Annotated in this window: 19 protein-coding genes; 11 read left to right on the forward strand and 8 right to left on the reverse strand. The window is 37.2% G+C overall.

Annotation, left to right across the window (positions count from 1 at the left end; genetic code table 11):
• The first annotated feature begins 49 nt into the window (after positions 1 to 49).
• The 9 genes from HCO57_RS04750 to HCO57_RS04790 all read left to right on the forward strand — a co-directional run bounded on the left by HCO57_RS04750 (position 50) and on the right by HCO57_RS04790 (position 8,989).
• Positions 50 to 661, forward strand: coding sequence for a tRNA (guanine-N1)-methyltransferase (locus HCO57_RS04750; protein ID WP_167988064.1), 612 nt, complete (start codon positions 50 to 52; stop codon positions 659 to 661).
• 6 nt (positions 662 to 667) lie between these two features.
• Positions 668 to 1,117 (forward strand): GNAT family N-acetyltransferase, encoded by a 450-nt coding sequence (locus HCO57_RS04755; protein WP_167988065.1) that lies wholly within the window; start codon positions 668 to 670, stop codon positions 1,115 to 1,117.
• Between the two features lie 24 nt (positions 1,118 to 1,141).
• Entirely contained in the window at positions 1,142 to 1,822 is a 681-nt protein-coding gene (gene trmD / locus HCO57_RS04760; protein WP_136949659.1) for a tRNA (guanosine(37)-N1)-methyltransferase TrmD, read from the forward strand.
• 3 nt (positions 1,823 to 1,825) lie between these two features.
• Positions 1,826 to 2,140, forward strand: coding sequence for a hypothetical protein (locus HCO57_RS04765; protein ID WP_167988066.1), 315 nt, complete (start codon positions 1,826 to 1,828; stop codon positions 2,138 to 2,140).
• A gap of 123 nt (positions 2,141 to 2,263) precedes the next feature.
• Entirely contained in the window at positions 2,264 to 2,614 is a 351-nt protein-coding gene (rplS, locus tag HCO57_RS04770) for a 50S ribosomal protein L19 (protein WP_136949657.1), read from the forward strand.
• 593 nt (positions 2,615 to 3,207) lie between these two features.
• Positions 3,208 to 5,424: an NADP-dependent isocitrate dehydrogenase gene (locus tag HCO57_RS04775; RefSeq protein ID WP_167988067.1), complete on the forward strand. Its 2,217-nt coding sequence runs from the start codon at positions 3,208 to 3,210 to the stop codon at positions 5,422 to 5,424.
• Positions 5,425 to 5,504: 80 nt separating this feature from the next.
• Entirely contained in the window at positions 5,505 to 6,320 is an 816-nt protein-coding gene (locus HCO57_RS04780) for a DUF4249 family protein (RefSeq protein WP_167988068.1), read from the forward strand.
• 14 nt (positions 6,321 to 6,334) lie between these two features.
• The gene (locus HCO57_RS04785; protein WP_167988069.1) at positions 6,335 to 8,728 is read left to right on the forward strand and encodes a TonB-dependent receptor; all 2,394 of its coding nucleotides are present in this window, start codon (positions 6,335 to 6,337) and stop codon (positions 8,726 to 8,728) included.
• A 24-nt stretch (positions 8,729 to 8,752) separates the two neighbouring features.
• Positions 8,753 to 8,989: a DUF6095 family protein gene (locus tag HCO57_RS04790; RefSeq protein ID WP_167988070.1), complete on the forward strand. Its 237-nt coding sequence runs from the start codon at positions 8,753 to 8,755 to the stop codon at positions 8,987 to 8,989.
• On the opposite strand, the gene HCO57_RS04795 is transcribed toward HCO57_RS04790, so the two are convergent.
• Entirely contained in the window at positions 8,986 to 9,666 is a 681-nt protein-coding gene (locus HCO57_RS04795) for a DUF4294 domain-containing protein (RefSeq protein ID WP_167988071.1), read from the reverse strand. The genes HCO57_RS04790 and HCO57_RS04795 overlap by 4 nt on opposite strands.
• Before the next feature lie 101 nt (positions 9,667 to 9,767).
• Here HCO57_RS04795 and HCO57_RS04800 point away from each other — a divergent pair, with 101 nt between their 5' ends.
• The gene (locus tag HCO57_RS04800; protein WP_010517975.1) at positions 9,768 to 10,856 is read left to right on the forward strand and encodes a M42 family metallopeptidase; all 1,089 of its coding nucleotides are present in this window, start codon (positions 9,768 to 9,770) and stop codon (positions 10,854 to 10,856) included.
• A gap of 6 nt (positions 10,857 to 10,862) precedes the next feature.
• Positions 10,863 to 11,417 (forward strand): NUDIX hydrolase, encoded by a 555-nt coding sequence (locus HCO57_RS04805; RefSeq protein WP_167988072.1) that lies wholly within the window; start codon positions 10,863 to 10,865, stop codon positions 11,415 to 11,417.
• A gap of 1,025 nt (positions 11,418 to 12,442) precedes the next feature.
• Here the strand turns inward: HCO57_RS04805 and hisS are convergent.
• The 7 genes from hisS to HCO57_RS04840 form a co-directional block, all read right to left on the reverse strand.
• Positions 12,443 to 13,828, reverse strand: a complete 1,386-nt coding sequence (gene hisS / locus HCO57_RS04810; RefSeq protein ID WP_167988073.1) for a histidine--tRNA ligase — start codon at positions 13,826 to 13,828, stop codon at positions 12,443 to 12,445.
• Positions 13,829 to 13,908: 80 nt separating this feature from the next.
• The gene (locus HCO57_RS04815; protein ID WP_167988074.1) at positions 13,909 to 14,382 is read right to left on the reverse strand and encodes a DUF6495 family protein; all 474 of its coding nucleotides are present in this window, start codon (positions 14,380 to 14,382) and stop codon (positions 13,909 to 13,911) included.
• A gap of 541 nt (positions 14,383 to 14,923) precedes the next feature.
• The gene (locus HCO57_RS04820) at positions 14,924 to 15,583 is read right to left on the reverse strand and encodes a hypothetical protein (RefSeq protein WP_167988075.1); all 660 of its coding nucleotides are present in this window, start codon (positions 15,581 to 15,583) and stop codon (positions 14,924 to 14,926) included.
• Between the two features lie 2 nt (positions 15,584 to 15,585).
• Positions 15,586 to 16,617, reverse strand: a complete 1,032-nt coding sequence (locus tag HCO57_RS04825; protein ID WP_167988076.1) for a hypothetical protein — start codon at positions 16,615 to 16,617, stop codon at positions 15,586 to 15,588.
• Positions 16,618 to 16,629: 12 nt separating this feature from the next.
• On the reverse strand, positions 16,630 to 23,163 hold the full coding sequence (locus HCO57_RS04830; protein WP_167988077.1) for a fibronectin type III domain-containing protein: 6,534 nt from the start codon (positions 23,161 to 23,163) through the stop codon (positions 16,630 to 16,632).
• A 4-nt stretch (positions 23,164 to 23,167) separates the two neighbouring features.
• Positions 23,168 to 25,621 carry a hypothetical protein gene (locus HCO57_RS04835; RefSeq protein WP_167988078.1) on the reverse strand — a complete coding sequence of 818 codons (2,454 nt, stop codon included), beginning with the start codon at positions 25,619 to 25,621 and terminating at the stop codon, positions 23,168 to 23,170.
• Between the two features lie 65 nt (positions 25,622 to 25,686).
• Positions 25,687 to 26,599: T9SS type A sorting domain-containing protein (locus HCO57_RS04840; protein WP_167988079.1), on the reverse strand; the 913-nt coding region annotated here is incomplete at its 5' end.

A 26,599-nucleotide genomic window follows, 5' to 3' on the forward strand; every position in this document is an offset into this window, starting at 1 on the left:
TTCGCCAATCCCCAAAATAATCTAAGAACACTAAAGCATTAAGAACACTATGAAAAAGCTTTCAATGTACCTACTATTGGTAGGTTTGTCCATTGCCACAATGACTGCCCAAGAAACAGAAGAAGAAACTACGCAAGATGACCCATCTGTTAAAGGACAATTTGAAACTTTAATACGTAAATCTGGTAACTATAGGGCCAACGGAAAAAGATACGAAGTTGTTAACGTAATTGACTTGGATCGTTTGCAACGTAATGTTATAGATTCTCTAAAAACCGCTAATAATACCATTAGCGATTTAAACGCTACCATTCAAGAACATGAAAATACTATTAGTGGTTTAAATAGTAAATTAGATAATACTACAGAAAACCTAAACAATATCACACAGGAAAAAGATAGTATTGATTTTTTTGGGGTTCAAATAGACAAAGGAACGTATAAGCTGATTGTTTGGTCCATAATTCTAACATTGGTTGTTTTCTTAGCTTTCTTTATCTATAAGTTTAAAAATAGCAATTCGCTAACACAACAAGCCAAAATTGCGTTAGCAGATTTAGAAGAAGAATATGAGCAACACAGACGAAGAGCTTTAGAAAGAGAGCAAAAGATTAGTCGTAAGTTACAAGACGAAATCAATAAAAATAAAAAAGGTATTTAATTACGTATGAGTACCGTAGAAATTAAAAGAGCCACACCTGCAACTATTGCAGATGTGGCTTTTCTTTTTGATGCCTACCGCGTTTTTTATAAGCAAACATCTGATGTAGCAGCTGCTCATAAATTCTTAACAGAGAGATTATCTAAAGATGAATCTGTAATTTTTGTAGCTTATTTAGAGGGCAAGCCCGTTGGTTTCACCCAATTATATACTTCTTTTTCTTCAGTCTCACTACAACCACTTTTTATTTTGAACGATTTGTTTGTAGAAGGAGCACATAGAGGCAAAGGTATTGGAGAACAATTATTGTTAGCTGCTAAAACACTATGCAAACAGAACAATTATAAAGGCGTAGCGCTAGAGACAGCAGAAGATAATCCGGCTCAACATTTGTATGAAAAATTAGGTTGGATAAAAGATGATGGATTTTTGCATTACTTTTGGAGCTGCAATTAAACTATTTGCTTTTATACTTCCATTGTGCGCATAGATATCATAACAGTATTACCCGAGTTATTACATAGTCCATTTGAGGCCTCTATTTTAAAACGTGCCCAAGAAAAAGGGCTTGTAGAGGTTCATTTACATCAACTTAGAGACTATGCTGTTGGCAACTACAAACAAGTAGATGACTACCAATTTGGTGGTGGTGCTGGCATGGTACTTATGATTGAACCTATAGATAAATGTATTAGCCAATTAAAAGCAGAGAGAGATTATGATGAGGTGATTTACATGACTCCTGATGGCGTTACACTTAACCAACAAATAGCAAACGAACTTTCTTTAAAAGGAAATCTAATTATTCTTTGCGGTCATTATAAAGGTGTAGATCAACGTGTACGGGATTTATTAGTTACCAAAGAAATATCTATAGGAGATTATGTTTTATCTGGTGGTGAACTTGCAGCAGCTGTTTTAGCAGATTCCGTAATTCGTCTTTTACCAGGGGTTTTAAATGATGAAACTTCTGCACTTACAGACACCTTTCAAGACAATTTATTAGCACCGCCAGTATATACTAGACCTGCTGAGTATAATGGGCATGAGGTACCAGAAATTCTAACTAGTGGTAATACCCCCAAAATTGAAGAGTGGAGGGAGGAGCAAGCGCTAAAAAGAACACAAGAACGCCGACCAGATTTACTAGACAAAGCATAGACTATGGAATATTTAGATATTTACTCAATCCTAACAGCAATATTTACGGGTCTTGTTTCCCTTCTCTTTTTAGTCTTAGGAATAATCATGGTTACCAAGATAAAAGGGTTACCTAGTTATTTGGTTTTAGTCGGTTCAATATTGGGAATACTATTCTTATCTGGGCGATTTGTACTTTCAATACTATTTGCCCAACATTCAGTTGAAGCCTTAGTAAATGCACAAATGATTTTTAACGTCTTTGCCGTGTTGCCAAGTTTATTAATCGTTACAGGGCTAATAGCTTTTGTTATCAAGCTGCCTAAAACAGAAAACTGAGTAGAAAATTCCTTACAAATGCTTGTCTAATCAAAAATTTGAACTAATTTTGCACTCGCATAATTGCAACCTCTGACGATATCCGTGTAAGTTGCTCTTAGTAAACCATCTAAAAAGATTAAAATGGAGTCTTTAATAAAATTTGTAGAAGACGAGTTTGTAACAAAAAAAGAGTTCCCTAATTTCAGTTCTGGTGATACCATCACTGTGTATTATGAAATTAAGGAAGGTGAAAAAACCCGTACTCAGTTCTTTAGAGGTGTAGTAATCCAAAGACGTGGTTCTGGAGCTACAGAAACTTTTACTATCAGAAAAATGTCTGGTACTGTTGGTGTAGAGCGTATCTTTCCAATCAACATGCCTGCCTTACAGAAGATAGAGGTGAACAAAAGAGGTAAAGTACGTAGAGCTAGAATCTACTACTTTAGACAACTTAGAGGTAAAAAAGCAAGACTTAAAGAAATTCGTTCTTAAGACTACGCTAGCACAAATACAAAAGCACCCCATTGGGGTGCTTTTTTTATGAACAATTGTTAATTTTAACAGTTTATAACCAGTTGATTTCTAAAGTGTTAAAATTACAATTTGCATTAAATTAATTAGTACATTAGTATAGTTGTTAAGGATATAGCCTTACATTTTATTAAAAGTTCACGTTCTTTTATTTAAATGATGTTCAGCTTATAAAGAATGCCTGAGGTGTTAATCACATTCTAAAAAGTAATTGAATTACTACAATTAATTAGTTATTTACTTTGTGTGCAGACAAGTCGGGTAAAGACATGTTTTGACAGAGTTAGGTGAGCTGCAACAGTATTGATAACAGCAATCTAACAACGCATATCAATACCTAAAAACGTAGAAATACACACCAAAAGTGCTATGGCTCTTACCAGGACCGTAATACTATGGTAAAGTGTTTTCTAAAAAGCCATGTTAAAGTATTATACATTAACATGGCTTTTAACATTTATAGCAGCTTTTGTACCATATTTTTAGGGATTTCGCAGCATTTTACAAGGTGTTAAAATCGTATATTTGCTCCGCTTAAAATTAAAATATTTTAAATGGCAAAAATACTCTACACTAAAACTGACGAAGCTCCCGCTTTAGCAACCCAATCATTTCTTCCAATCGTAAAAGCTTTTACTAAATCTGCCGATATTCAAATTGAAACCATGGATATTTCCTTGGCAGGTAGAATTATTTCTGCTTTTCCTGAGTTTTTAAAAGAAGACCAACGCATTTCTGATGATTTAGCTAGCCTTGGTGCTATTGCTAAAACACCAGAAGCTAACATAATTAAACTTCCTAATATCAGTGCTTCAATTCCACAGCTTACAGAGGCTATAGAGGAATTGCAACAAAAGGGATTTGCACTGCCAGACTACCCTGCAGCACCTAAAACCGCTGAAGAAAAAGACATAAAGTCTCGCTATGACAAAATTAAAGGTAGTGCTGTTAATCCTGTTCTTAGGGAAGGAAACTCTGACCGTAGAGCTCCTAAGGCAGTAAAAAATTATGCCAAAAAGAACCCACACAAAATGGGCGCATGGAGTAGTGATTCTGCTACTCACGTTGCCACTATGGGGCAAGGAGACTTCAGGTCTAATGAGCAGTCTACAACCTTAGAAAGTGCAACCACTGTACAAATTGTATTAAAAAATAGCAATGGTACAACTGTTCTAAAGGATAACCTTTCCATTTTAGACAAGGAAATCATAGATGCTACCGTAATGAGTAAGGCGGCATTGGTAAGCTTTTTAAAGCAAGAAATTGCAGACGCAAAGGAAAAAGGATTATTGTTATCCCTTCATCTTAAAGCGACCATGATGAAGGTGAGTGACCCAATTATCTTTGGTCATGCTGTAGAAGCCTTCTTTTCAGATGTTTTTGCACAATATCAAGATAGTTTTAAAGAAGCCGGTATTTCTCCAAATGATGGTTTAGAGAGTTTGTTTGATAAACTAGAAAAACTGCCAGAAGACCAACAAAAAGCTATTGAAAATGCGATTACAAGCGCTATCGAAAATGGACCCGATTTAGCCATGGTAAATTCTGATAAAGGGATTACCAATCTACACGTGCCTTCTGATATTATTATTGATGCATCTATGCCTGCTATGATTAGGAATAGCGGTAAAATGTGGAATAAGGCAGGAGAGTTGCAAGATACTAAAGCTATAATTCCTGATAGCAGCTACGCAGCCGTGTACCAAGCTACAATCGAATTTTGTAAAGAAAATGGAGCGTTTGATCCTACTACTATGGGTACAGTGCCCAACGTAGGCCTAATGGCACAAAAGGCAGAAGAATACGGTTCTCATGATAAAACATTTGAGCTAGCAGAAGCAGGTACCGTTCAAGTAATAGATACAACAACAGGTAACGTACTTACAGAGCACGCTGTAGAAGCAGGTGATATTTGGAGAATGTGCCAAGTAAAAGATGAGCCTGTAAAAGACTGGGTAAAATTGGCGGTTACTAGAGCTAGAGCCACCAATTGGCCAGCTGTTTTTTGGTTAGATGAAAATAGAGCTCATGATGCTGAGCTTATTAAAAAAGTGAACCAATACCTACCAGAGCATGATACTTCTGGGTTAGAGATTCATATTCTATCGCCATTAGAGGCTACCAAATTCACGCTTAAACGCATGAAAGAAGGTAAAGATACCATCTCTGTTTCTGGTAATGTTTTAAGGGATTATTTAACAGATTTGTTTCCAATTTTAGAAGTAGGTACTAGCGCAAAAATGCTTTCCATTGTTCCTTTAATGAATGGTGGTGGTTTGTTTGAAACTGGTGCTGGTGGTTCTGCTCCTAAACATGTGGAACAATTTATGGAAGAAGGCCACTTACGATGGGACTCTTTGGGCGAATTTTTAGCGCTTGGTGTTTCTTTAGAACATTATGGCGAAAAAAATAACAATGAAAAAGCATTGGTATTAGCAGATACTTTAGATAAGGCTACAGAAAAGTTCTTGGAGAATGATAAATCACCTTCTAGAAAAGTTAACGAATTGGACACTAGAGGCAGTCATTTTTACCTTTCGTTATATTGGGCACAAGAGCTAGCTATTCAAGATAAAAATGAAACTTTAAAAAGCCTATTCTCTCCGATTGCGGAGGAGTTGACAGCGCAAGAAGCTACCATTCATCAAGAGTTATTGGCTGCTCAGGGTAAAACGATAAATATTGGAGGTTATTACTTGCCAAATAATGAACAAGCCGCTGCAGCAATGCGACCAAGTGCTACATTAAACAGCATTCTAGCAAAGTTATAAGCATTTTATGCTTTAAATAAGTGTTAATCATGGGTAACTATGGCTTCCTTTAGTTAATTTAGGCAGCAATTTAGTTACCCATGATTATTAAAAAAATCACTCCAATCCTCTTTCTAGCGTTCTGCTTAGTAGCCTGTGAGGACACCATAGATGTAGATTTAGAAACTACTGAACCTAGATTGGTCATAGATGCTATTATTGGCTATAATGATAACGATGGAGAACCCGTTACTATAGGCGAAGTAAAACTAACGCTAACTACTGCTTTCTTTGATGAAGAAGTTCCTATTGCTAGCGGTGCCGAAGTTGCCCTAATTGATGAAAGTATGAAGACCTCTTATCCTCTAACTGAAAACGAACCTGGAGTTTTTAGAGACGGTATTCCTAATTTAGAATTTAATGCAGAATACACACTCCGTGTAGTATACCAGGGCGAAACCTATGAAGCAACAACGCAACTGATGCGTACGGGCACCATTAATAGTGTTACCCAAGGAGATGGCTACCTGTTTGATGAGGAAGAGGAAACCGAAGTAATTGTAGATTTTTCTGATGTTATTGGGGAACGTAATTATTATTTATTTGCCTTCGGTTTTAACAATTTTCTAGTAACAGACGATGAATATTACATAGACGAAGGTTTAAGATTTTCTTATTACTATGAAGAAGTGGAACCTGGAGACTTGTTGACGATAACTCTGTTAGGAATAGATAAAGATTTTGCAGATTATACAGAACAAATTTTAACCCAATCAGGAGAAGATGGGAGCGGCGGCTTTGGCATACCACCAGCAAATGTTCGTGGCAATTTTTATAATACTACCAATCCAGAAAATTATGCATTTGGCTATTTTGCCATAAGTGAAGCTGAGGTAGCCTTAATCCGAGTTCAATAATGCAAACCCCTTCTATGCGTATCAGAAATCGTAAAGCCAACCATAATTTTCTTTTTGTCTTTATACTTTTTACTTCTTTTTACTCACTCACGGCGCAAGAAAAATATACGTTAAGTGGTGTCATTAAAGAAGCGAGTAGCAATGAAACTTTAATTGGTGTCACCGTTGCAGTGCCAAGTCTAAATACGGGTACGGTTACCAATGAATATGGCTTTTATTCCCTAACACTCCCTAACGGTAGTTACGATGTTATAGTGTCTTACATGGGGTTTAAAGAAGAATACTTAACCTTGGAACTATCTAAAAATACCAAGATGGACTTTTCCCTTACAGAAGAGGCAGAGCAATTGGCAGAGGTTATTGTATCAGAAGATGTAGAACGCATGGATGTCCGTAAACCCCAAATGAGTGTTAACACTTTATCCGCAGCTACCATTAAAAAAGTACCTGTTGTTCTGGGAGAAGCAGACGTTATTAAATCTTTAGTTTTACTCCCAGGGGTAACTAATGCTGGTGAAGGTGCTTCTGGTTTTAATGTAAGAGGTGGTGCAGTAGACCAAAACCTAATTCTGTTAGATGAGGCAACTGTATTTAACTCTTCGCATTTATTCGGGTTTTTCTCGGTATTTAATCCCGATGCTATTAAAGACTTAAAATTATACAAAGGAGGTATCCCAGCGCGCTATGGCGGTCGTGTTTCTTCTGTATTAGATATTTATCAAAAAGAAGGCAATAGCAAAGAATTTAAAGTAAGTGGTGGTATTGGTGCCGTAGCAAGTCGATTATTACTAGAAGGTCCTATCAAAAAAGACAAAACTGCCTTTTTAATTGGCGGTCGTTCTTCTTATGCGCATTTATTTTTACCGCTGTTTGATATTAACAATAAAGCCTACTTCTATGATGTTAATACCAAGATAAACCATCGTATTAATGATAATAATAGCCTTTACCTTTCTGGCTACTTTGGCAGGGATTTATTTAGCATTAATGAAAGTTTTATCAATGTATATGGTAATGCTGTAGGTAATCTGCGTTGGAATCATTTGTTCAGTGATAAGCTGTTTTCTAACTTATCTTTAATCTATTCTGACTATTATTATGGCCTAGAACTAGATTTTGTTGGGTTTGAATGGGATTCTGGCATACAGAATTTTAATGTGAAATACGATTTAAAACATTACTTAAACAATAACCTACAAATCAACTACGGATTAAATAATATTTATTATGTTTTTAATCCAGGAGAAATAGCACCAAACAATCCAGATTCTGGTATTATAGAAGACCAGTTAACCAAAAAATATGCAAACGAAACTGCGGGTTATATAGATATAGAACATCAAATCACTACTAACTTATCTCTTAACTATGGTTTGCGGGTCAGCCATTTTAACCGTATGGGGCAAGATGAATTCTTTGTTTATGAAAATGACCATGCTGTTGTGTTTGATGAGCGTCAAGGCATATACAAAGAAGCCACTCCTATAGATACCTTAACACCAGGCAGAGGTGGCAGTTTGTCCAAATTCACCAATTTTGAACCTAGATTTTCTTTAGCTTATACGCTCAATGAGCAATCCTCTATAAAAACCAGTTACACACGCTTAGCACAATACTTGCATTTATTATCTAATACCAGCTCACCTACCCCTTTAGATGTATGGACCCCTAGTGGACCGTTTGTAGACCCCCAATTGTTAGACCAATTTGCTATAGGGTATTTTAGAACGATTAATGAAGGAGATTACACCTTAGAAGTAGAAGGTTTTTATAAAGACATACAAAACCGTATAGATTATATAGATGGGGCAGACTTAATTGCAAATAACGCTATTGAACGCGTAATCCTAAATGGAGACGCAAGGGCGTATGGATTAGAATTTTTATTTAGAAAAAATGAGGGCGATTTAACCGGTTGGTTGTCTTATACCCTTTCTCGTTCTGAGCAACGTGCACAAGGAAGAACAGCTGTTGAAACTGGTATTAATAATGGTAACTGGTACCCTACTGCTTATGACAAAACACACGACCTTTCTTTAAATGCCAATTATCAATATAATGATAAATGGTCTTTTGGTTCTAACTTTATATTTCAAACGGGGCAACCCACCAATTTTCCAATAGGGCAATTTCAACAACAAGGTTTAGTTATCCCTATCTATGGAGAGCGTAATCAAACCCGCTTACCCAGCTACCATCGGTTGGACCTTTCTGCTACCTTAACCCCAAGAAAAAACAAGAATAGAAAATTACAGGGCGAGTGGGTTTTTAGCATTTACAATGTATACAACAGGCGTAATGCGGCATCCATTAACTTTAGTAGAAATGAGGATAACGGCCGTAATGAAGCTACACGAACTGCTATTTTTGGATTAGTACCTAGCGTCACATACAATTTTAAATTCTAACCATAGCTTCCGTAACTTTGCAGGATGAGAAGAACAGATAAGGATTTATTGGTAAAAGGGTTAAAATCATTCTTAAAAACAGTAGGTCTTATGTTTTTAGCTCCCTTTGTGCTATATCAAGCTTTTAAAAATACAGGTCACCCGTTTTACATCCCTGTATTAATTGTGGGTGTAATTTTAGCTATTACAGCTGTATACATGGGTTTTAGGTCTGTGCAAATAGTAATGGATGCTGTTTTTGGCAAAAAACCTAAATCCTAGTTGCTTTCGGTAGGTTTGGGCGCGTTTTTCCACTTATTGCTAAGTTCAGCATAATCATAGTCCAACACAGATTTTTGTCTTTTAAGTTGATTAGCCGCAAAAGCCCGTTGTAGAATATCTTCAATAAGGTAATCCTCGTGCCTTTCTTCCGGTATAAATTCTTCTTTTAAGCTAATATTAAAAGCACTTGCTGTGGTATTGTACCAGAAAGCGCGCCAACCGTTGCGGAGTTCTTTAACCAAATCAAACGCGGTACTACCTGTTTGCCTATGGATGAGCTTTACTAAAATCTGCCCTTCTGTACGGGTTAGTTTTTTTAACTCCGCAGAAAATTCGCCTTCAATATATTTTTGTACTTCTTTGGTATATTTCTTTTTATGTCTCTTTTTGGTAATCTTTCCCAAACTATCGTTTAGTTCTACCAAGCGTTCCGCAGCTAGTTTAGCGTACGGATAGACCTTTATTGTTTTTCGTCTTAAAATATAGTACCGTAAACGCTCTTTTTTATCATCAAACTTTAGCTTACCAAAAATATACACATCGTCTAATGCAATGGTTCCTAACCACGTAGTGTCTCCTTGCATACGCACATAATATTCTGTGGAGTCTATTTCTTTCTGCTGTGCAAAAAGGAACATTCCATAGAACAATGCGATAATTGGTACTAACTTTTTCATATAAAAAATAATACAAAAACCTTACCAAAGGTAACGATTAGAAACAGCGTGTATTATTAAATCCTCTTTAAATTGCTAAGTTTGTATTGAAATTTAAAACTATGGCAGAGAAAAGCATACTTACCGAAAAGTCGTTAGCATTTTTTGAGAAATATCTAAATAATGCTTCCCCTACCGGTTACGAATGGGAAGGGCAAAAAATATGGATGGATTACCTAAAGCCGTACGTAGATGAGTTTATCACAGATACCTACGGTACTGCTGTTGCGGTTATAAATCCAGACGCAAAATACAAGGTGGTTATAGAAGGCCATTCTGATGAAATATCTTGGTACGTAAATTACATTACCGATAATGGTCTTATTTATGTGATTAGAAATGGCGGTAGTGACCACCAAATTGCTCCATCTAAATGGGTAAATATCCATACCAAAAACGGAATTGTAAAAGGCGTTTTTGGTTGGCCGGCCATCCACACTCGTAAAAACGAAAAAGAAGAAGCCCCAAAAGTTGATAATATATTTATAGATATAGGTGCAAAAGACAAAGAGGAGGTAGAAAAAATGGGCGTACACGTGGGTTGTGTAATTACCTACCCAGATGAATTTCAAGTGCTGAACAATGATAAATTTGTGTGCCGGGCCATTGATAACCGTGCTGGCGGATTTATGATTGCAGAGGTGGCTCGTTTGTTACACGAAAATGGGAAAAAACTACCTTTTGGATTGTACATAACCAACTCCGTACAAGAAGAGATAGGCTTGCGTGGTGCAGAAATGATTACCCAACGCATTAAACCTAATGTGGCTATAGTTACAGATGTAACACACGATACCACTACCCCAATGATTGACAAGAAAACCCAAGGCGAAACCCATATTGGCAAAGGCCCTGTAGTTTCCTATGCGCCTGCGGTACAACAGAAGTTGCGCGATTTAATTTTAGACACTGCGGAAGAAAAGAATATCCCGTTCCAAAGACAAGCTTCTTCTAGATATACCGGTACGGATACCGATGCGTTTGCCTATAGTAATGGTGGTGTGGCTTCTGCATTAATCTCCCTACCCTTACGCTATATGCATACCACGGTAGAAATGGTGCATAGAGACGATGTAGAAAACGTGATAAAACTGATTTACGAAACCCTATTGAACATTAAAGACGGGGAAACCTTTAGTTATTTTGAGTAGTCTTTTATGGACGAATTGATAGATATATTGCATGAAAACGGTTCCCCAACGGGAACCGTTTTGCTTAAGTCCAAAGCGCACCAACGTGGACTTTTCCACCCTACGGTACATGTATGGTTTTATACCAACCGAGGTGAAGTTTTGCTACAACAACGTGGAAAAAACAAGGCCACCCATCCCCTACTTTGGGATGTTTCCGTTGCAGGGCATATTGCCGCAGGCGAAGCGTATGAGATTGCCGCTGTGCGGGAAGTTTTAGAGGAGATTGGATTAACGATTAAACCTGAACAGTTAGAGAAAATTGCCGTTGTAAAAGCGATGCATACCCATTCTAATGGCATACAGGATAACGAATTTCACCAGGTGTATTTATGTGCGCTTACCGTACCCCTAACCCAATTGACCAAACAAGAATCTGAGGTTGAAGCGTTACAATTAAAACCGCTCTTGAGGTTTGCAGAAGAAACATGGGGTCTTGCTCAGACGAATGCCTACGTGCCGCATGGCTCCGATTATTATAAGCTGATTTGTAAAGAAATACAGGCTCGACTTAAACGATAGTTGTTCGTTGTTCGTTGTTCGTTTTTCGTTTTTCGTTTTTCGTTGTTCGTTTTTCGTTTATAGATAAGAAATTAAATTTATTAAGACATTGGAGGAAATACGTCCTCTGTATTTTTTACTTTGCACTTCTAAAAAGATTTCTTAGTCAAAGCTTCGCTTTTCTTATCAAAATGACACCATAAATTTCCCTAAAACGAGATGCTGAAACAAGTTCAGCATGGCGAATACAGACCACTTAATACTTTCTACTTCGTACTTTTTACTTTTAACTAATCACTTCTAACTACAAAACAGACCCCTCAGTCCTTCGGACAGCTCCCCTTACTAAAGGGAGCACCTATATTCGTATTCTACACAGATTTCTCAGTCAAAGCTTCGCTTTTCTTATCGAAATGACAGCCTAAATTTCTCTAAAACGAGATGCTGAAACAAGTTCAGCATGACGAATACAAACCACTTACTACTTAATACTTCGTACTTTTTACTTTTAACTAATCACTTCTAACTACAAAATAGACCCCTCAGTCCTTCGGACAGCTCCCCTTACTAAAGGGAGCACCTGTATTCGTTTTTTAAACAGATTTCTCAGTTAAAGTTTCGCTTTTCTTTCGAAATGACACCATAAATTTCCATAAAACGAGATGCTGAAACAAGTTCAGCATGACGGATACAGACGACACCTAATACTTTGCACTTCGTTCTTGTTACTTCCAAACAGATTTCTCGGTCAAAGCTTAGCCATTCTATCGAAATGACACATTAAATTCTTTAGAAACAAGATGCTGAAACAAGGTTAGCATGACGAATACAGACCACTTAATACTTTGTACTTCGTCCTTGTTACTTCCAAACAGATTTCTCAGTAAAAGCTTCGCTTTTCTTATCGAAATGACACCATAAATTTCCCTAAAACGAGATGCTGAAACAAGTTCAGCAAGACGAATACAGACCACTTAATACTTAATACTTCGTACTTACTACCTTTAACTAAAAAAAGTCTCGACTACGCTCTCCCTGACAACAAATTACTGCTGCTTCACCTTAGTAACAAAAGCTTCCAAATCGGTAAGGCTATAGTTAGTTTGCTCGCCTTTGGCCATGTCTTTTACGGTAAATTCACCTTGGGTAATTTCACTTTCACCCAAAAGAATAACATACGGCACATTGCGCTTATCCGCATATTTAAATTGTTTTTGCATTTTGGTTGCAGACGGATACAAATCTGCACGCAAGCCATGACTACGCAGTGCGGTAACCAAACGCAATGCGGCACGACCTTCTTTTTGCCCAAAATTTAGGCATAATACATCTAAAGACTGCTCCATGGCTTTTGGAAACAAATCCAGCTCTTCTAACACCAGATAAATACGGTCTAGACCAAAAGAAATACCAACGCCACTCACATCTTTAAGTCCAAAAATCCCGGTAAGGTCGTCATAGCGGCCACCGCCACCAATAGACCCCATTTTTACGCCTTCTGGTGCAGCTACTTCAAAAATAGCTCCCGTATAGTAATTTAATCCACGGGCCAGGGTAACATCTAGTTCTAGCTTGGCAGACTTAAGCCCTAACTCGGTCACGGTTTCCAGGATCTCGTCTAGCTCTGCCACACCTTTCATCCCCACTTCAGAAGTTACCAACAAATCTTTAAGTTGGTCTAATTGCTCCGCCACGGAACCTTGCATATTAAAGAGCGGTTGTGCCTTGGCAATTGCAGCGGCGGAAATGCCTTTGGCCAACATTTCTTCTTTTACTTTTTCTTCACCAATCTTATCTAACTTATCCAAAGCCACGGTAAAATCTACCAGTAGGTGTTGCGCACCAATAACCTCCGCTATACCAGACAACACTTTTCGGTTGTTTAGTTTAATGGTAGTACCCGTAAGCCCTAAATCTGTAAAAACAGCATCGTACAACTGTACAAACTCCACCTCTTGTAGCAGGCTGTTGGCACCCACCACATCGGCATCGCACTGGTAAAACTCCCTAAACCTACCTTTTTGCGGTCTATCTGCCCGCCAAACCGGCTGTACCTGGTAGCGCTTAAACGGAAAATCTATCTCGTTCTGGTGCATTACCACATACCGCGCAAACGGTACCGTAAGGTCGTACCGCAGGGCTTTCTCCGTAATTTTAGGTGCTATGGTACTGCTATTTTTAGAGCTGTACGTTACATCATCAACTTTAGAAATAAAGTCGCCCGAATTTAAAATCTTAAAAATCAGACGGTCGCCCTCTTCTCCATACTTGCCCAAAAGAGTATCCGAATTCTCAAAACTTGGTGTTTCTATGGGCATAAACCCAAAGGTTTCAAAATGCTTTTTTATGGTTTTGATAATGTGGTTACGCTTAGCGACCTCTACTGGAGAAAAATCGCGTGTTCCTTTAGGTATACTTGGTTTATGGGCCATAAGTTGTATTTAAAATGCAAATATAAGTTGCCATGGCCGCCCTGCCAAAGTTGGGCTAAGCCGACCGTTTATTTCAATATTTAGTTCTCTATAATAGCATCAAACCATTGGTACAATTCCCCTTTGGTTATGACCGCCCCTTGTTTAATAAGCTCAAACTTATCTACATTTTTATCGTGGCTGTATGCTTTGGATGCGGTGAGGTATTCTACAAAGTCTGATTGCCAGTTCTTTTTAAACCAACCAAAACCTTCTTTGGTGCGCAGGTCTATTTCTGGATTCATCACTTTTACGGAAATCAGTTTCATCTCTTTCTCTTCTAAATGAAACAGATGCATGTGGCGTTCCGATATGTTTTCTAAATAGTTAACCTTGTTTAAAACCCCTTCCCAGATTAAATCGCTAAACACATCTAGCTCCTCTTCTGCTACTGCGGGCTTGTCTTTTTTTAATTGCTCCCATTCCGTTGCGGTGATGCTCTGGGTTGCTAAAAAGTTGATAAACTCTTGGTGTAGCTCCTCTAACTGCTCTTTAGTGAGTCTTCTGTATTTCATGGTTGTATTGCTGCTGTACTAAATTGGCTGCAAAAATACGGAAAGTTGTGTTTTGTTTGGGTGTTGGGTTGATGGTCAATCGTTGTTCGTTGTTCGTTGTTCGTTGTTCGTTGTTCGTTGTTCGTTGTTCGTTGTTCGTTGTTCGTTGTTCGTTGTTCGTTGCTCGTTTTTCGTTTTTCGTTTTTCGTTTTTCGTGGATAGAAGTAAAGTGCTAAAAGGAATTTACCAAGGGATTTAATAAGATATGGCAATTTTTACTTGCTAAGAGGTCTCAACTGCGCTCGACCAGACAGCAATAGCAATTTATGAAATAGAAATTCTCATTACTACAACACTAAGATGCTGAAACAAGTTCAGCATAACGAATACAGACAATATTTTTTACTTTGTACTTAGTACTTCCTACCCAGTACTTTACCCTTCTTACTCGGTACGGCACTAGTTACAAACTAGCGCTAGCGGGGGGGCTCTAATGATGATAAAAAATGATTATTACTTTTCTTGATGCAATTATTACTAAACGTAAAGTGCAATCCCTGGCTTAAGTGTTTGATAATAGAACTTTCATACTTTCAAAAGCATCTACCCAAGCTTGATCTTTTAATTGCTCAGTAACTAGTTTTTCAACATAAGACTGAAGTTCATCAAACTCTGTATCCTTACACAATTTTGATATTATTAAACCTTTAAATAAGAATTCAGGGCCTCCGTCAAGAATTTCGTTCCATAGCTTCCCCTCTCTTCTCAACTCTTTCATTTTATCAAGAACATTCTCAAGAGTTGAATACCTTTCATAAAAAGGCAATCCATGATTAACGATATATGTCCTAATATTTTTCACAAACAAATCAGATGACTCCTTCGAATCAACTTGATGCGTTAATAAAGATTGATTGGCAGAACCTTTTAAACATATCGTACTATGACCTACTTTATGATTTTTAACAGTTGAAATAGAGAAACTTGGCAAACTTTCTAATTCTAACAATTTGTTTTCAACCTCTAATAACTTAATCCTTAAATGTGAAATAGTTTGCTGTAGTACTTTTGACCCTAAATTCAAAGAAAAAAATGCCTGTACACCTTCCTTCTCTTGATAAACAAAATAACCTGGCAATTCAGGTTCATAAAAAAAGTTTAAATCGGATAGTGCTTCTTTCAATCTCTCAATCACCTCCTGTTTAACATCAAAATATGCCATTATTAAAATGTAAATTCTGTTATAAATTCTAAATCATCAATTGACAAAGTATTGATTTGATCCGTTGTATGATCTGATATTTTCAAGCAATTCTCCTTCTTAATTGTAAGATATACACCAGCATCTATTCTAGTGTTAGCGTTCTTTTTATTTACTACCTCATACTTCACTTTCATTGACAAACCATCCGAAGTGTTTATAACAGCTCCAAACCCTTCAGTTTGTCTTACCGTTAAATCTGTTCCTTTGCTTAGTTTATTTTCAATGACTATCACATCTTCAATTTGTCCAAAATCATTTTTCTTGACAAGGACAACATCACCCTTCATAAATCCATTCGTAGTTTCTAATGGCAATTCCTCAAAAACGTCATATTTATGCCAATCACTTTTACTAGGAAATTTTTCTTTAAGCAACGCCCCCATATGCCCGCTTTCATTAAATTTTCCTGCTTCAGTTATCAAGTCAGTTTTTATATTTTTATTCAAGTCATTACCCAACTTCGCAAACCCTTGAAACTTGTTTATTCCTGCACTTCTATCATATGCATCATATAACTTTTGCTTATTTAACGAAGAAATATCATCAAAATCATCCAATTCCTCTGCTAGATTTGTAAAATTATCTTTAGTCATCAAATTCCCTTCTTTATGACCTACAACTCCTTTCGCGAAATCAGGTTTTGAATTTAGAGCGGTGATTAAGTCGTCATCCATATCACTAAAAAAATTCGCTATTGAACTCTTAGTAGGATCAACATCATCAGATAGCTTAATCAATAAAACCCTTACGTCTGGATTCAACTTATGATATTTCTCTAAAGCAGCTATATCCTTTGCAAAATGAATTTTTCCAGCTGTATAAAGATCATTCCAACTATCCACCAACTCCGGTTTCCCCGCTATGGTGGCCAGTTTATCAGCATCGGCAGCAAAGTCGTCTAAAAAATTGGCCGCCATGTCACAATTGGTTTGCCCAAATGCTAAGCTTATACCAAAAACAAAGGCGGTTACTAGGTTCACTAAAAACTTCATCTTTTCCTTTTTTTAGTTACACAGGCTTTTAAGCTTGTCTATAAATGTCTTATTTGTACTTATGTTACTAGGCACGTTTTTGTCTGCTACTTGCTTCCATACCATAAAAAAGCTGTCTTCTGCATCTAACATAGCATCTATAAAATCATCTGTACCAATGGCTAAATCGTCTGCAAGTTTCTGTACTGGAAATCCGTTTACACTGGCTTTAGACTCTATTAAAGTTAAGATATCTGCTGCTTTGTTTTTTGCTGCTAAGGTATTTGCCGTAGCATCTGTAATACCAGTGATGTTTTTAAAGCTGGTGGTCAACTCTTCTATAGAATTAGCTATATCCCCCGCTCTTCTAAATTGGATTGTTACGTTATCTGCCGTATTAATTAATATTTCAGGTGCAGCATCAAAGTTTAATCTTTTAATAATTTTACCTGAAGGTGTTAAAAAAGCTGCTTCTTCTGGAGAAATTGATGGTGTAATGTTATCTCCTGTTATTAATTTTTTGAACACAGACAGATTCGCTGGTTCACCACCAATATAACGGCTAGATGCTATATATTCTTCTTTAATAATACTTACCTCTGGGTGTCTGGCTAAACCATTTGCATAAATTTCAGCAGCTACTCCTTGTCTTTGTAAATATGGAGGAAGGTTTAAGTCAAATTCAATTGTTTTTGTTCCTTGTGTAAACGTATAATCCGCTACACCAACACTTGTATTATCTAAGAAGTTTACTTTATAGTAGCTACCTGTAAATTCCAAGTTGGTCCACAATCTATTATTAATTCCCGCCGGGCTCTCCTTCCAAATTTTATAACTACCACCAATATATTCAGCTACTTCATCTAGATTATCTAAGTCTAATTTGATGGCATCATCTACTCCTATATCATCTAAAACAAACCATGCTTCTGCAGCAATTGGATTTGCATCCAAATGTCTAAGAGATTCTGGTAATTCTGAAAATTGATTGGCAAATTTTATTACTTTCTCTGGGTTATCAAAGTTTGACAATAGAGTTTTTAAATTAGTAAAACCTGCCTCCTCTAGATTGGTAAGGAAACCATTTGTATTAGGTACATCCTCCGCTGCGCGAATAAAAAATTGTCCAGCAACGGATGAATTTTCCACTATTTCTATTGCCCCCTTGTTTAAACCATTATTGTATACAACATCTTGCAATTTCCCAATTACTCGCACATTGTTAATACTATTTGGTAACCATTTTGAAGACTCAAATATTTTTATAGTATTATTAGAACCTAGATCAATCTTAGCTAGGGTTGTTTGTACATTATCTCCTACGAGAATTAAATTTGGTTTAAAACTGGTATTAGAAGCTTCTGCTACTAAATTGTATTGTGTATTGAAGCCAGATGCGCTTACTTTTAATTTAAATTCTGCTAAGGTTCTAAATATTATTCTTCTAGAAACTAAATCGAACGGTTGTTGCGCTTTTACAGCAGCAATTAAATTGTCTATATTATTTAGTAAATCGACCTTTTTACTATTGCTAAGTGTTTTAAAAGCAGCTGAAGCTCCGTCCACATATTCTTTATTCAAAATCAATTTTTGTAATGATCTTGCTCCCTGTACATTCTCTACAAAAGTAAACATGGAATTAGCTGCTGAACCTACTCCTTTAATTATAGAAGGTAATTGCGTAAGTTGAAAAATACCGTATGCTGCATCCCAATATGCCAAAGCTTCTGGACCATATTCTTGTTCCAATTCGTATTTATTTAAAGCAAAATAAATATCTACCATAGCAAGAGTTCTTTCTGCCGTAACTAAAAATGCCAAAGACCCGCCAAAACTGTATGGCGCTGCTGCTATTGCTAATACATCTCCAAGAACTCGTAATGCAACCATACCTTGCTCATCCCTAATACTATCATGCAGCCAATGTAGAAATAAAGCAGGAACATAATATGATTGGCCTTTTTCATAGGTTGTTCCTTGCAGATACACATCTTCTTGAAAATGAATTAAAACATAATCTAATGGATGATAATTTGTTCGGATAATAGGTTTTAAATCTAAATGTAATTGTACATTAATCTCATTTCCATCAAAAGAGGTGTCTAAATCATAATCTGGATCCAACCAACTTTTAGTAAAATTGAAAAAGTTAGCTCTTGTAAAAGGAATGTATGGGTGATTCTCTGCAATTTCTGGTAGATTTGGGTTGCCTGTATCTGAAAAGTCAAAACTTGCATAATAATTAAAATCTTCCTGCGTAAAGTCTTCATTAGGGTTATCCATTTCTATTGACCAACTAGAAATGTTTAAAATAAATTCTGCTAAAGGATTTACTAAATTAACGTTGTCAAGTGTTTCAAAAGCGTATTTTAAAAATTGTGGATTATCCCTAAAATATCTATATAATCCTTGCTTAGAGCTCTGACTTTCGTCAAGATTATATAAAGTCCCAGCAAGTATAATTTCAGTACTCATTCCCCAGTCATCTTCATCTAATTCTAATAACTGTGCAAAAATTTCTATTCTATCATTTACTGAACCGTAATCCTTTATTAATTGCGTATACAAATTCATAAATGTGGTTAAATTTGTATCTGATAATACATCTGTAGTTTTCCAAAAATATTCTTTGCTATTCACTTCATTAAAGAACTGATACAATTCACTCTTATTTATGTCTGGAGTAAAATTTATTAACCTTAAAAGTCCCTCTTTTCTTTCTTCGCTAGCATAAATTTTATTGGGATTAGTTAAAAACTTTTTAATTGCTTTTTCTCTATACTCATAATCAAGATTTGTTAATTGTTCAGAACTAAGTTGTTTTATTACATCTCCTAATCTGGACACGCTTACTTCTACTTCATATGTGTTACCATTCTCATACCTCGATTCTGCCGTTACAGTTTCATAAACCTCATTATCAACATAATAATAAAATTGCTCTAAAAGTGATTTTCTGTTTTCAATAAAATAATTGATTAACTCAACATAATCTTGTAAGAGCGTATCAATATCTAACTGACTTACATCAGAATTGATATTGTATTTTTCTAACATATACTTCCAGAATATTGTAGAATTTGCATTGTTCAATTCTGCATACTTAACCAAAATCAAGTGCTTTTCAGTCCAATCAGATCCATAAATAACTGTATTAGTTTTAACATATTCTAAGTTATTTTGTTCTCTGAACATACCTTCAATATGAAAATCAAACTCTTGAGTCCTAAGAATATTTTCATCTAAATGGGAGATTGAATAATAATCTTCTACCAAATTAAAAAAGCCAGGATTTTTATATTCAAGACCTTCCTTTCTTACAAGGGCCAGATGTTTTTTCTGGGCTCCTGGAATATATGTGATGTATGTATTGTGGTATTCCTTATTAAATTCTTCTACAGGAAAAATTTCACCATTTTCATCTGTATAACCATCAAATGAATAAGTTAAATCTGATACTGAAATATCTAACTCTTCTTCCGTTTCATTTCCACTCCCATCAGGGGAAACAATTACGCCATTAAGTTTATTTTCCCTCAAAAGTTCTGCAGAATATCTAACATCCTCTAAAGTAAAACCAAGTAAGGCTCCCGGAATATAATCAACAAATCCATCTAAAAAGTCTAATCCTGTAGTGAACTCTACATTAGTCACAGTAGTTGGTAAAGTAATAATACCTCCATCCATTGTTAAGAAAGTATAACTATTATGACTTGGATTTTTAAACTCAGATGGTATTTGAGAAATGAGCACACTCTCCCCATCCTCCTCATCTTGGAAGGTGTAAAATTTAAGGTCTGGGTTGTGTATTTGTGCCCAATGCATGTGAGGTAAGCCGGTGCCGCTATTGTAATCCATTAACCAATCGGTAGCGTTTTTCATATCGCTGCCGTATGCTGCAAATGGGTGCTGTAAAGCAAAAATTCCGTGACCCATTTCGTGCGCCAATACTTTACCCTTATCACCGTCTTTACCTTCTTTTTCTCCAGAGCCAGAGAACACAAACCCAAATTGGCGTTGCAGTGGCATAAAGCCGGCAATGCCCGTGGAGGCTGGTATATCATTAAACACCAAAATATAATAGGTATCCCTATTGTAATCTGGATGATTTTTAACCTTATTTATTAGCATTTTTTGCTCCGCATTATATGCCGCTGCAAATGGGCTGTCCCCAACATCTAAACTACCGCCCAATTCTTCAGCAGTTATGCTTATTTGTAAAGGCTTTGCAAAATTTACTTGGGCTACACCTTGGTTAAAAATTTGGTCTATGGTATCTTGGTAATTATCTAATTGGGCATTATTTACCGCTACTAGTGCTACGTCTACACTGCGCTCCGTTAAATGCCAAAGGGTAAACGCCCCTGCGGTAAGTTGCTTGGTAGTATCTTGCTTAGAGGTAACTACGGCATAAATAGTCTCACTCTCTAAGGTGTAATGCCCATTTAATTTTAAATAGGTTTCTCCATTTACAACGTCTTTGGTTACCGTTTCCCCTTGTTTGGTCTTAAAAATAAGATCTTCTGCAGTGTAGTCATTACCCGTTACGGCTATGCTTGCTAAAATTTGAGTGTCTGCACCTTTTTTTACCGCATGGTGGGTTAGTACATAGTCTTTGCCTTCATAATCTTTTATTATAGTATACTCTTCTTTTAAGGCAGCATTAGCACCACTTGGCATACGGTCCATACCGTAAGTGCCCTTGGTGTTAAAGGTTACTTTTATGCCAGGTGCTGTTAAAGATTCTATCTCACCTCTGTTATTAACCCCAGAAACATTGTCTGCATTTACTATTCCCCCGGAGTCTTTAATACCACCCTTGGTAACATTACCTGCTGCATCTACGTGGTACACGTTTCCTTCAGAATCGGTAATTACCATATCGTCTCCAAGAGGTTCGGTAACGGTGGCGCCATTGGCGGGGTTGGTTATAACAACGTTACCGTCTTGCACCTTAATAGCGGTGGTATCTGCTATAGGGAAGTTTACGGTTATTTCGTCTAAATCGTTATCCCCTTCAAAAAACTCACCCACTTGCTCCGCTATAGTGTCTATGGTATCTATGACTTCATCGATATCTAAAATACTGCTATTTTCATAATCATACACCGTACGTACACTACCCTCTGCTAACTGGCTGTCCGTATTTACCAACACATTGGTAAATTCTACCGCCACTTTTAAATTTCGCAAGTAGGGAATACGTACAAAACCCGTACCCGTAAAACGACCGTTGCTTCCGCTTGCGGTTTCTACGGTGACCGGAAAATCCCCAGCTACAAAACTTTCGCCAGGACTTAAACTCGCTAACGGATTGGTGTTTTCTACAGAAAAATTAGGGTCTATACCACACTCGTACAAACTATCTTCTTCATTTTCTAGTGCGGTGGTAAATTCATCTACAGGGGTAAAATCACTTACCACAATACCACAACTTTTGGCAATTTGGTACTCGTAGGTGGTCCCTGCTGTAAGATCCCAAAGGGTTGTTGTATTGCTCGTAGTTTTACTATAAAACCACTCGTTGTTCTCCCCTTCTTTTTTACGGTAACGTATGGTATATTCTGGTACGTCAGTAGAAAAATCTGTCCAATACAGGTTAACATTAGACTTACCTTTAACTTCATAGGTTACGCCTTCTGGTAAACTACACTCCCCTGCGTAGCTAAAACTATAGATTTCTGAGTGCCCTTGGTTCTTAAATAACCCTATTTCTTCCGTACCCTGCAAGGCTTTTGCCGTTACCCGCCAAGCATAGCGCTTACCAGATAATAGGAGTGGGTCTGCGGGGCCATAAACGTAGTTGGTACTATTGGTTGTAATACTAAAAACAGGTGGCGAAGACAAAAATGCTTGCTGTGGATCTACTTGGTTATCCCACACTTCTACAATATCTAGCTGGTATTCCACATTGGTCACGTTAAGATGCCTCGGTGTCCATTGAAATACAATATTTTGTGGATTTTTTTCCTCTACATGGGCACGGTTGTACGGCATTACCAACAAAGGAGGTTCATTCTGGAACACAATAGCTGCAGCACAGGTACGCGCAGACAAGACATTGCCTGTGAGCACGTCTATAACTTCATAACATACGCTATAAGAACCTTCTGCCAATACTTTACCGTAGGCATTGCCAGAAACACCGCTGATATTCTCGAACTGAAAATAAGGCGCTAAATCCGTTTGTGTTAAAACTAAAGGCACTCCACCATCTAAAAATAGAGGTGCTGCACCATTTACAATGGGGTTGCTTTGAAAAGAAAGTCCGTTACCATCAAAATACATGCGTAACCGTACTTCTCTATTAGAGATAGAAAAATCATTCAACAACAATTGTACCCGTAACGGCCCATTGGTAACAGATGCATCTGCATATTCTGATAAGTATATGGGCGGCGGGGGGGTTACCTGTGGTATCACTTGTACAGGATAGCCTTGTGCATTTGTTGCCCAACCACTCAGTAACAGTGCCCATAACAATGCCATGAATCCTAGCTTGGTATTACCCAAGAAGCTACTACTGCATTCTAGCGTACTTCTTAATATGTTGTTGTACTTTTCCATAAGGTTAATTCTTATAGGTATATTTTAGTATAAAGGCCTCTGGGTCTACCAGTTGTAAAGACTTTTTATAATAGTAAATGTTCATTTCTCTTTCTAACCAAGCTGTTAGTATACTTTCATCTCCAGACTGTTCTAAGGTCTCCTTGGCTTTGATAAAAAACTTGTCTTTAAAACGCTTTAAATGCCCATCCATACCTTTTACGGCATAGACATTGGTGTATTTTTCTAAATCTTGCTGCATCCAACGGTAACCCACCAATTTTTCTAACCGGTCCTTATGATGCAATTTTAATTTACGGTATGCTGGCAATAACTTTAATTCTTCAATCTGTAAACCAATACTATCCTTACCATGCAATGGATGACTTATTAAATCTGATTTTGCCAAGACCATGTCTTCTTCCAAGTTTAAATCGCGCTGGTTAAACTCAGCCTTGGTTTTACGGATTGCATTGAATAAACTGCGGTTAAACAATTCTTCAAAATCCTTAAAATCATATAGTTTAGACAAGAAATCGAGTGCTTTTTCTTTGTACTTACCACTTTTGGTCTCTTTTTTAACAATTGTTAAATCTAAAATCAAAGCCTCTTTTTCTTTTTCGGGGATAAAACGAAACTGTTCGCTATTAAATACATCTGATAATTGTGTATTTACTTCTGCTATGCTGCCACTATAGGTAACGTTACGGTACCTAAAACTTACGTAGTTGCGTTCTTTTTTAATCCGTTCGCTTTTGTTCCACTTAAGGTCTAACCTAAAATTATCAAAGGTATAGGTATAGCCTAAAGAAAGGGTAACATCGTTCCCGGTGCTTGTGCTACTATTTCTAGTGAGGTATAAAGCTGAAAAATTAAAATTGTGCTTTTTAAACCAAGTATAGCCGCTGTTAAAGCGAATATTGAAAACCGAGTTGTCTTGATTGCCATTGGTGAATGAGGTATTGTAACTAGAAGATAAATTGGTTCTTAACCGCTTATCAAAAAACTGTTTGCCTACAGAAAGTGTAGGGCCTAGAATCATATTATCATCTATACCACCAGTAGTATTGTAGGATACGTTACCTGCCAATGCTATTTTAAGTTGATGCGGCATAAAACCCCACGTATGGGCTATTGCTGCATTGTAAAAAGAAGATTTACCGCCATCTATGGTCTCCCCTTCTTGTTGATTGTCCGAAGTTTGATAGACTAGGTTAATACTTGCATTATGCTGCTTAGCTTCTGTTTTTTTGGTGGCAACGTTTAATCCAAAATTGGCGTTTTGTGAAATTTGGCGGTAATTTAAGGTGTCTACATTATCTAATTGCCCTACCTGGTTGATATAGTCAAACTGGTCCCGTATGTTGGTGTATGATTGAAAATTACTGTAAGAAGCATTCATACTCACTTTTTCCGATGCATTTAACCCAACATTAAAGGCGCTTACAATGCGTTGTAGCTGTGTATTCTTACTTTTATCTAGGTTATCTTGTTGTAAACCTGCATTGGCAGCAACATTTAATTTACCATTGAATAAGGTTTGCGAAGCATTAACGGTGATATTTTCCAAATCATTATTAAAGAAATAGGCTCCCAAGGTTTTATATTCCGGGTCTATACGCTCGTAACCAACCCCCAAAGTTCCATTCCCTGCCGGGTATGTTAGATTGGCATTTATTGCGTTGTAATAATTGGTGGTAATGTTTTCATCTAACAAAAAGGATAACATACCTGCCGTTGGTCTAGTTGTAGCTTGTCTGGTATCTTCTGTTATACCAGAAATAGCATATTCTAAATGCAACCTTGCTTTGTCAAATAATTTAAAGTCAGATTCCAAGGATACTACCGTATTCTCTTTGGGTTGTACGCCAGTTTCTATAGGTATGGGATTGGTTAAAGAATTGATATCATCTTTAGCCCTAAAAATTATAGCCCCAAATTGGGCAAATTCAAATTCATACGATGTTTTAAGCCCGTACCCCATTCGTTGATATGCTGTTTGTGCTTGAGGTTCTTCTGGATTATACTCTGTAGGTCTTAATAAACGCCCATACATAGCACTAATCTTAAATTTCCCTTCTGGATTTAACTCTAATCCTGCCCCAGTAAATTGATGCCCTGCCAGTGTATATGGTGAAAATGTCATCGCTACGTCTCCAAAATGACCTGTAATCCATTTGTAAGAGGGATGAAAACTAAACCGGTTAAATTTGAATGGATTGGGAAAATCAAATTCTTGATTAGAATAACTAAAGGATAATGGAATATTATATACCCCGGCTACATTAAAGTTTAAGTTACCATTTAAATAATAGGTAAAGGGTTGCCTATTGGCTGTACCATCATAATAAATACCATTTGCGGATATACCACCATTATAACGCAGCCATTTTTCTTTACCTAGCTGGTCAAAATTGATGCTTTGCGCAAAAACAAATGATGAGCACATCATAAAAATTAGTACTAGTGTTTTACTCAAGTTGGTTGGTTTAATTGCTTTAATCTTCCGCTTTACTACGGATAAATGGTTCTATTTTATATCAATTAGTTTTTAATCACTTTTCTTAGGTATTTTCCATACGGGGTTTCTATGAGTACAGCGTATATGCCTGCGGGTTCAGAGCTGATATCCATTGCCATTTGGTAATAATCTTCTCCCCCTACCTTTTCTGCTGCTATAACACGGTTGTTGGCTAGGTTGAATACCTTAACCGATACGTTGGCTACCTCTGTTAGCCCTACTTCTACTGTAAAATTACCGGTGGTAGGGTTAGGATAAGCTAAAAACTCATCTACCCGCTTTTGGTACCCATCCGTACCCTCGCCGCTAACCGTTTGGTCTTTTTCTAATACCAATATAGTCTTGTATTGGAATGCCGTACATGGTCCACGGTAGGTAATCATTCCTATCTCATACTCCCCGGGCTCTTGAAACAAGAAAGCTACCTGGTCTTGGTCTTGCTCCAATAACTCCGCCTGTTCTGGTAATATCCATTCTACACGGTCTGGGAGTGGATAACTGATGTCTACTGCCATGATGCTCTCATCGGTAAAGGCTTGGGTAGATAGTGCTAGTTCTGCGCTTATATCTTGCGCTACCGTGGTAATGGTCACCGTGCCGCTGGCTGTACAACCTAGTGGAGTGCTTACTGTGGCGGTATAGGTACCGGCTTGGTCTAAATCTACTATGGGCGAGCTGCTGCTAAATCCTGTGTCGGACGTCCACTGGTAGGTGGCGCCTTCTGCTTCTGTGCTAATATCGTAACTCACGCCTTGGTCTCTACACAATACTACGTCTTGCCCTAAATCTACCGTGAGTAATGGGGGGTTAACTAACTCATACGTGCGGGTTTCTGTTCCGCTTGCAAAACCACTTATCGTTACCGTGTAAAAACCTGCAGACAATCCTGTTAGTTCCGCCGTGGTAGCTCCCGTGTTCCATTGATAGGTAAAACTT

Source organism: Croceivirga sp. JEA036, assembly GCF_011882165.1.
Classification (GTDB): domain Bacteria; phylum Bacteroidota; class Bacteroidia; order Flavobacteriales; family Flavobacteriaceae; genus Croceivirga.

Coding starts and splice junctions, on each gene's coding strand:
- HCO57_RS04750 (WP_167988064.1), top strand. CDS start 50: ATGAAAAAGCTTTCAATGTACCTACTATTGGTAGGTTTGTCCATTGCC.
- HCO57_RS04755 (WP_167988065.1), top strand. CDS start 668: ATGAGTACCGTAGAAATTAAAAGAGCCACACCTGCAACTATTGCAGAT.
- HCO57_RS04765 (WP_167988066.1), top strand. CDS start 1,826: ATGGAATATTTAGATATTTACTCAATCCTAACAGCAATATTTACGGGT.
- rplS (WP_136949657.1), top strand. CDS start 2,264: ATGGAGTCTTTAATAAAATTTGTAGAAGACGAGTTTGTAACAAAAAAA.
- HCO57_RS04775 (WP_167988067.1), top strand. CDS start 3,208: ATGGCAAAAATACTCTACACTAAAACTGACGAAGCTCCCGCTTTAGCA.
- HCO57_RS04780 (WP_167988068.1), top strand. CDS start 5,505: ATGATTATTAAAAAAATCACTCCAATCCTCTTTCTAGCGTTCTGCTTA.
- HCO57_RS04785 (WP_167988069.1), top strand. CDS start 6,335: ATGCGTATCAGAAATCGTAAAGCCAACCATAATTTTCTTTTTGTCTTT.
- HCO57_RS04790 (WP_167988070.1), top strand. CDS start 8,753: ATGAGAAGAACAGATAAGGATTTATTGGTAAAAGGGTTAAAATCATTC.
- HCO57_RS04795 (WP_167988071.1), bottom strand. CDS start 9,666: ATGAAAAAGTTAGTACCAATTATCGCATTGTTCTATGGAATGTTCCTT.
- HCO57_RS04800 (WP_010517975.1), top strand. CDS start 9,768: ATGGCAGAGAAAAGCATACTTACCGAAAAGTCGTTAGCATTTTTTGAG.
- HCO57_RS04805 (WP_167988072.1), top strand. CDS start 10,863: ATGGACGAATTGATAGATATATTGCATGAAAACGGTTCCCCAACGGGA.
- hisS (WP_167988073.1), bottom strand. CDS start 13,828: ATGGCCCATAAACCAAGTATACCTAAAGGAACACGCGATTTTTCTCCA.
- HCO57_RS04815 (WP_167988074.1), bottom strand. CDS start 14,382: ATGAAATACAGAAGACTCACTAAAGAGCAGTTAGAGGAGCTACACCAA.
- HCO57_RS04820 (WP_167988075.1), bottom strand. CDS start 15,583: ATGGCATATTTTGATGTTAAACAGGAGGTGATTGAGAGATTGAAAGAA.
- HCO57_RS04825 (WP_167988076.1), bottom strand. CDS start 16,617: ATGAAGTTTTTAGTGAACCTAGTAACCGCCTTTGTTTTTGGTATAAGC.
- HCO57_RS04830 (WP_167988077.1), bottom strand. CDS start 23,163: ATGGAAAAGTACAACAACATATTAAGAAGTACGCTAGAATGCAGTAGT.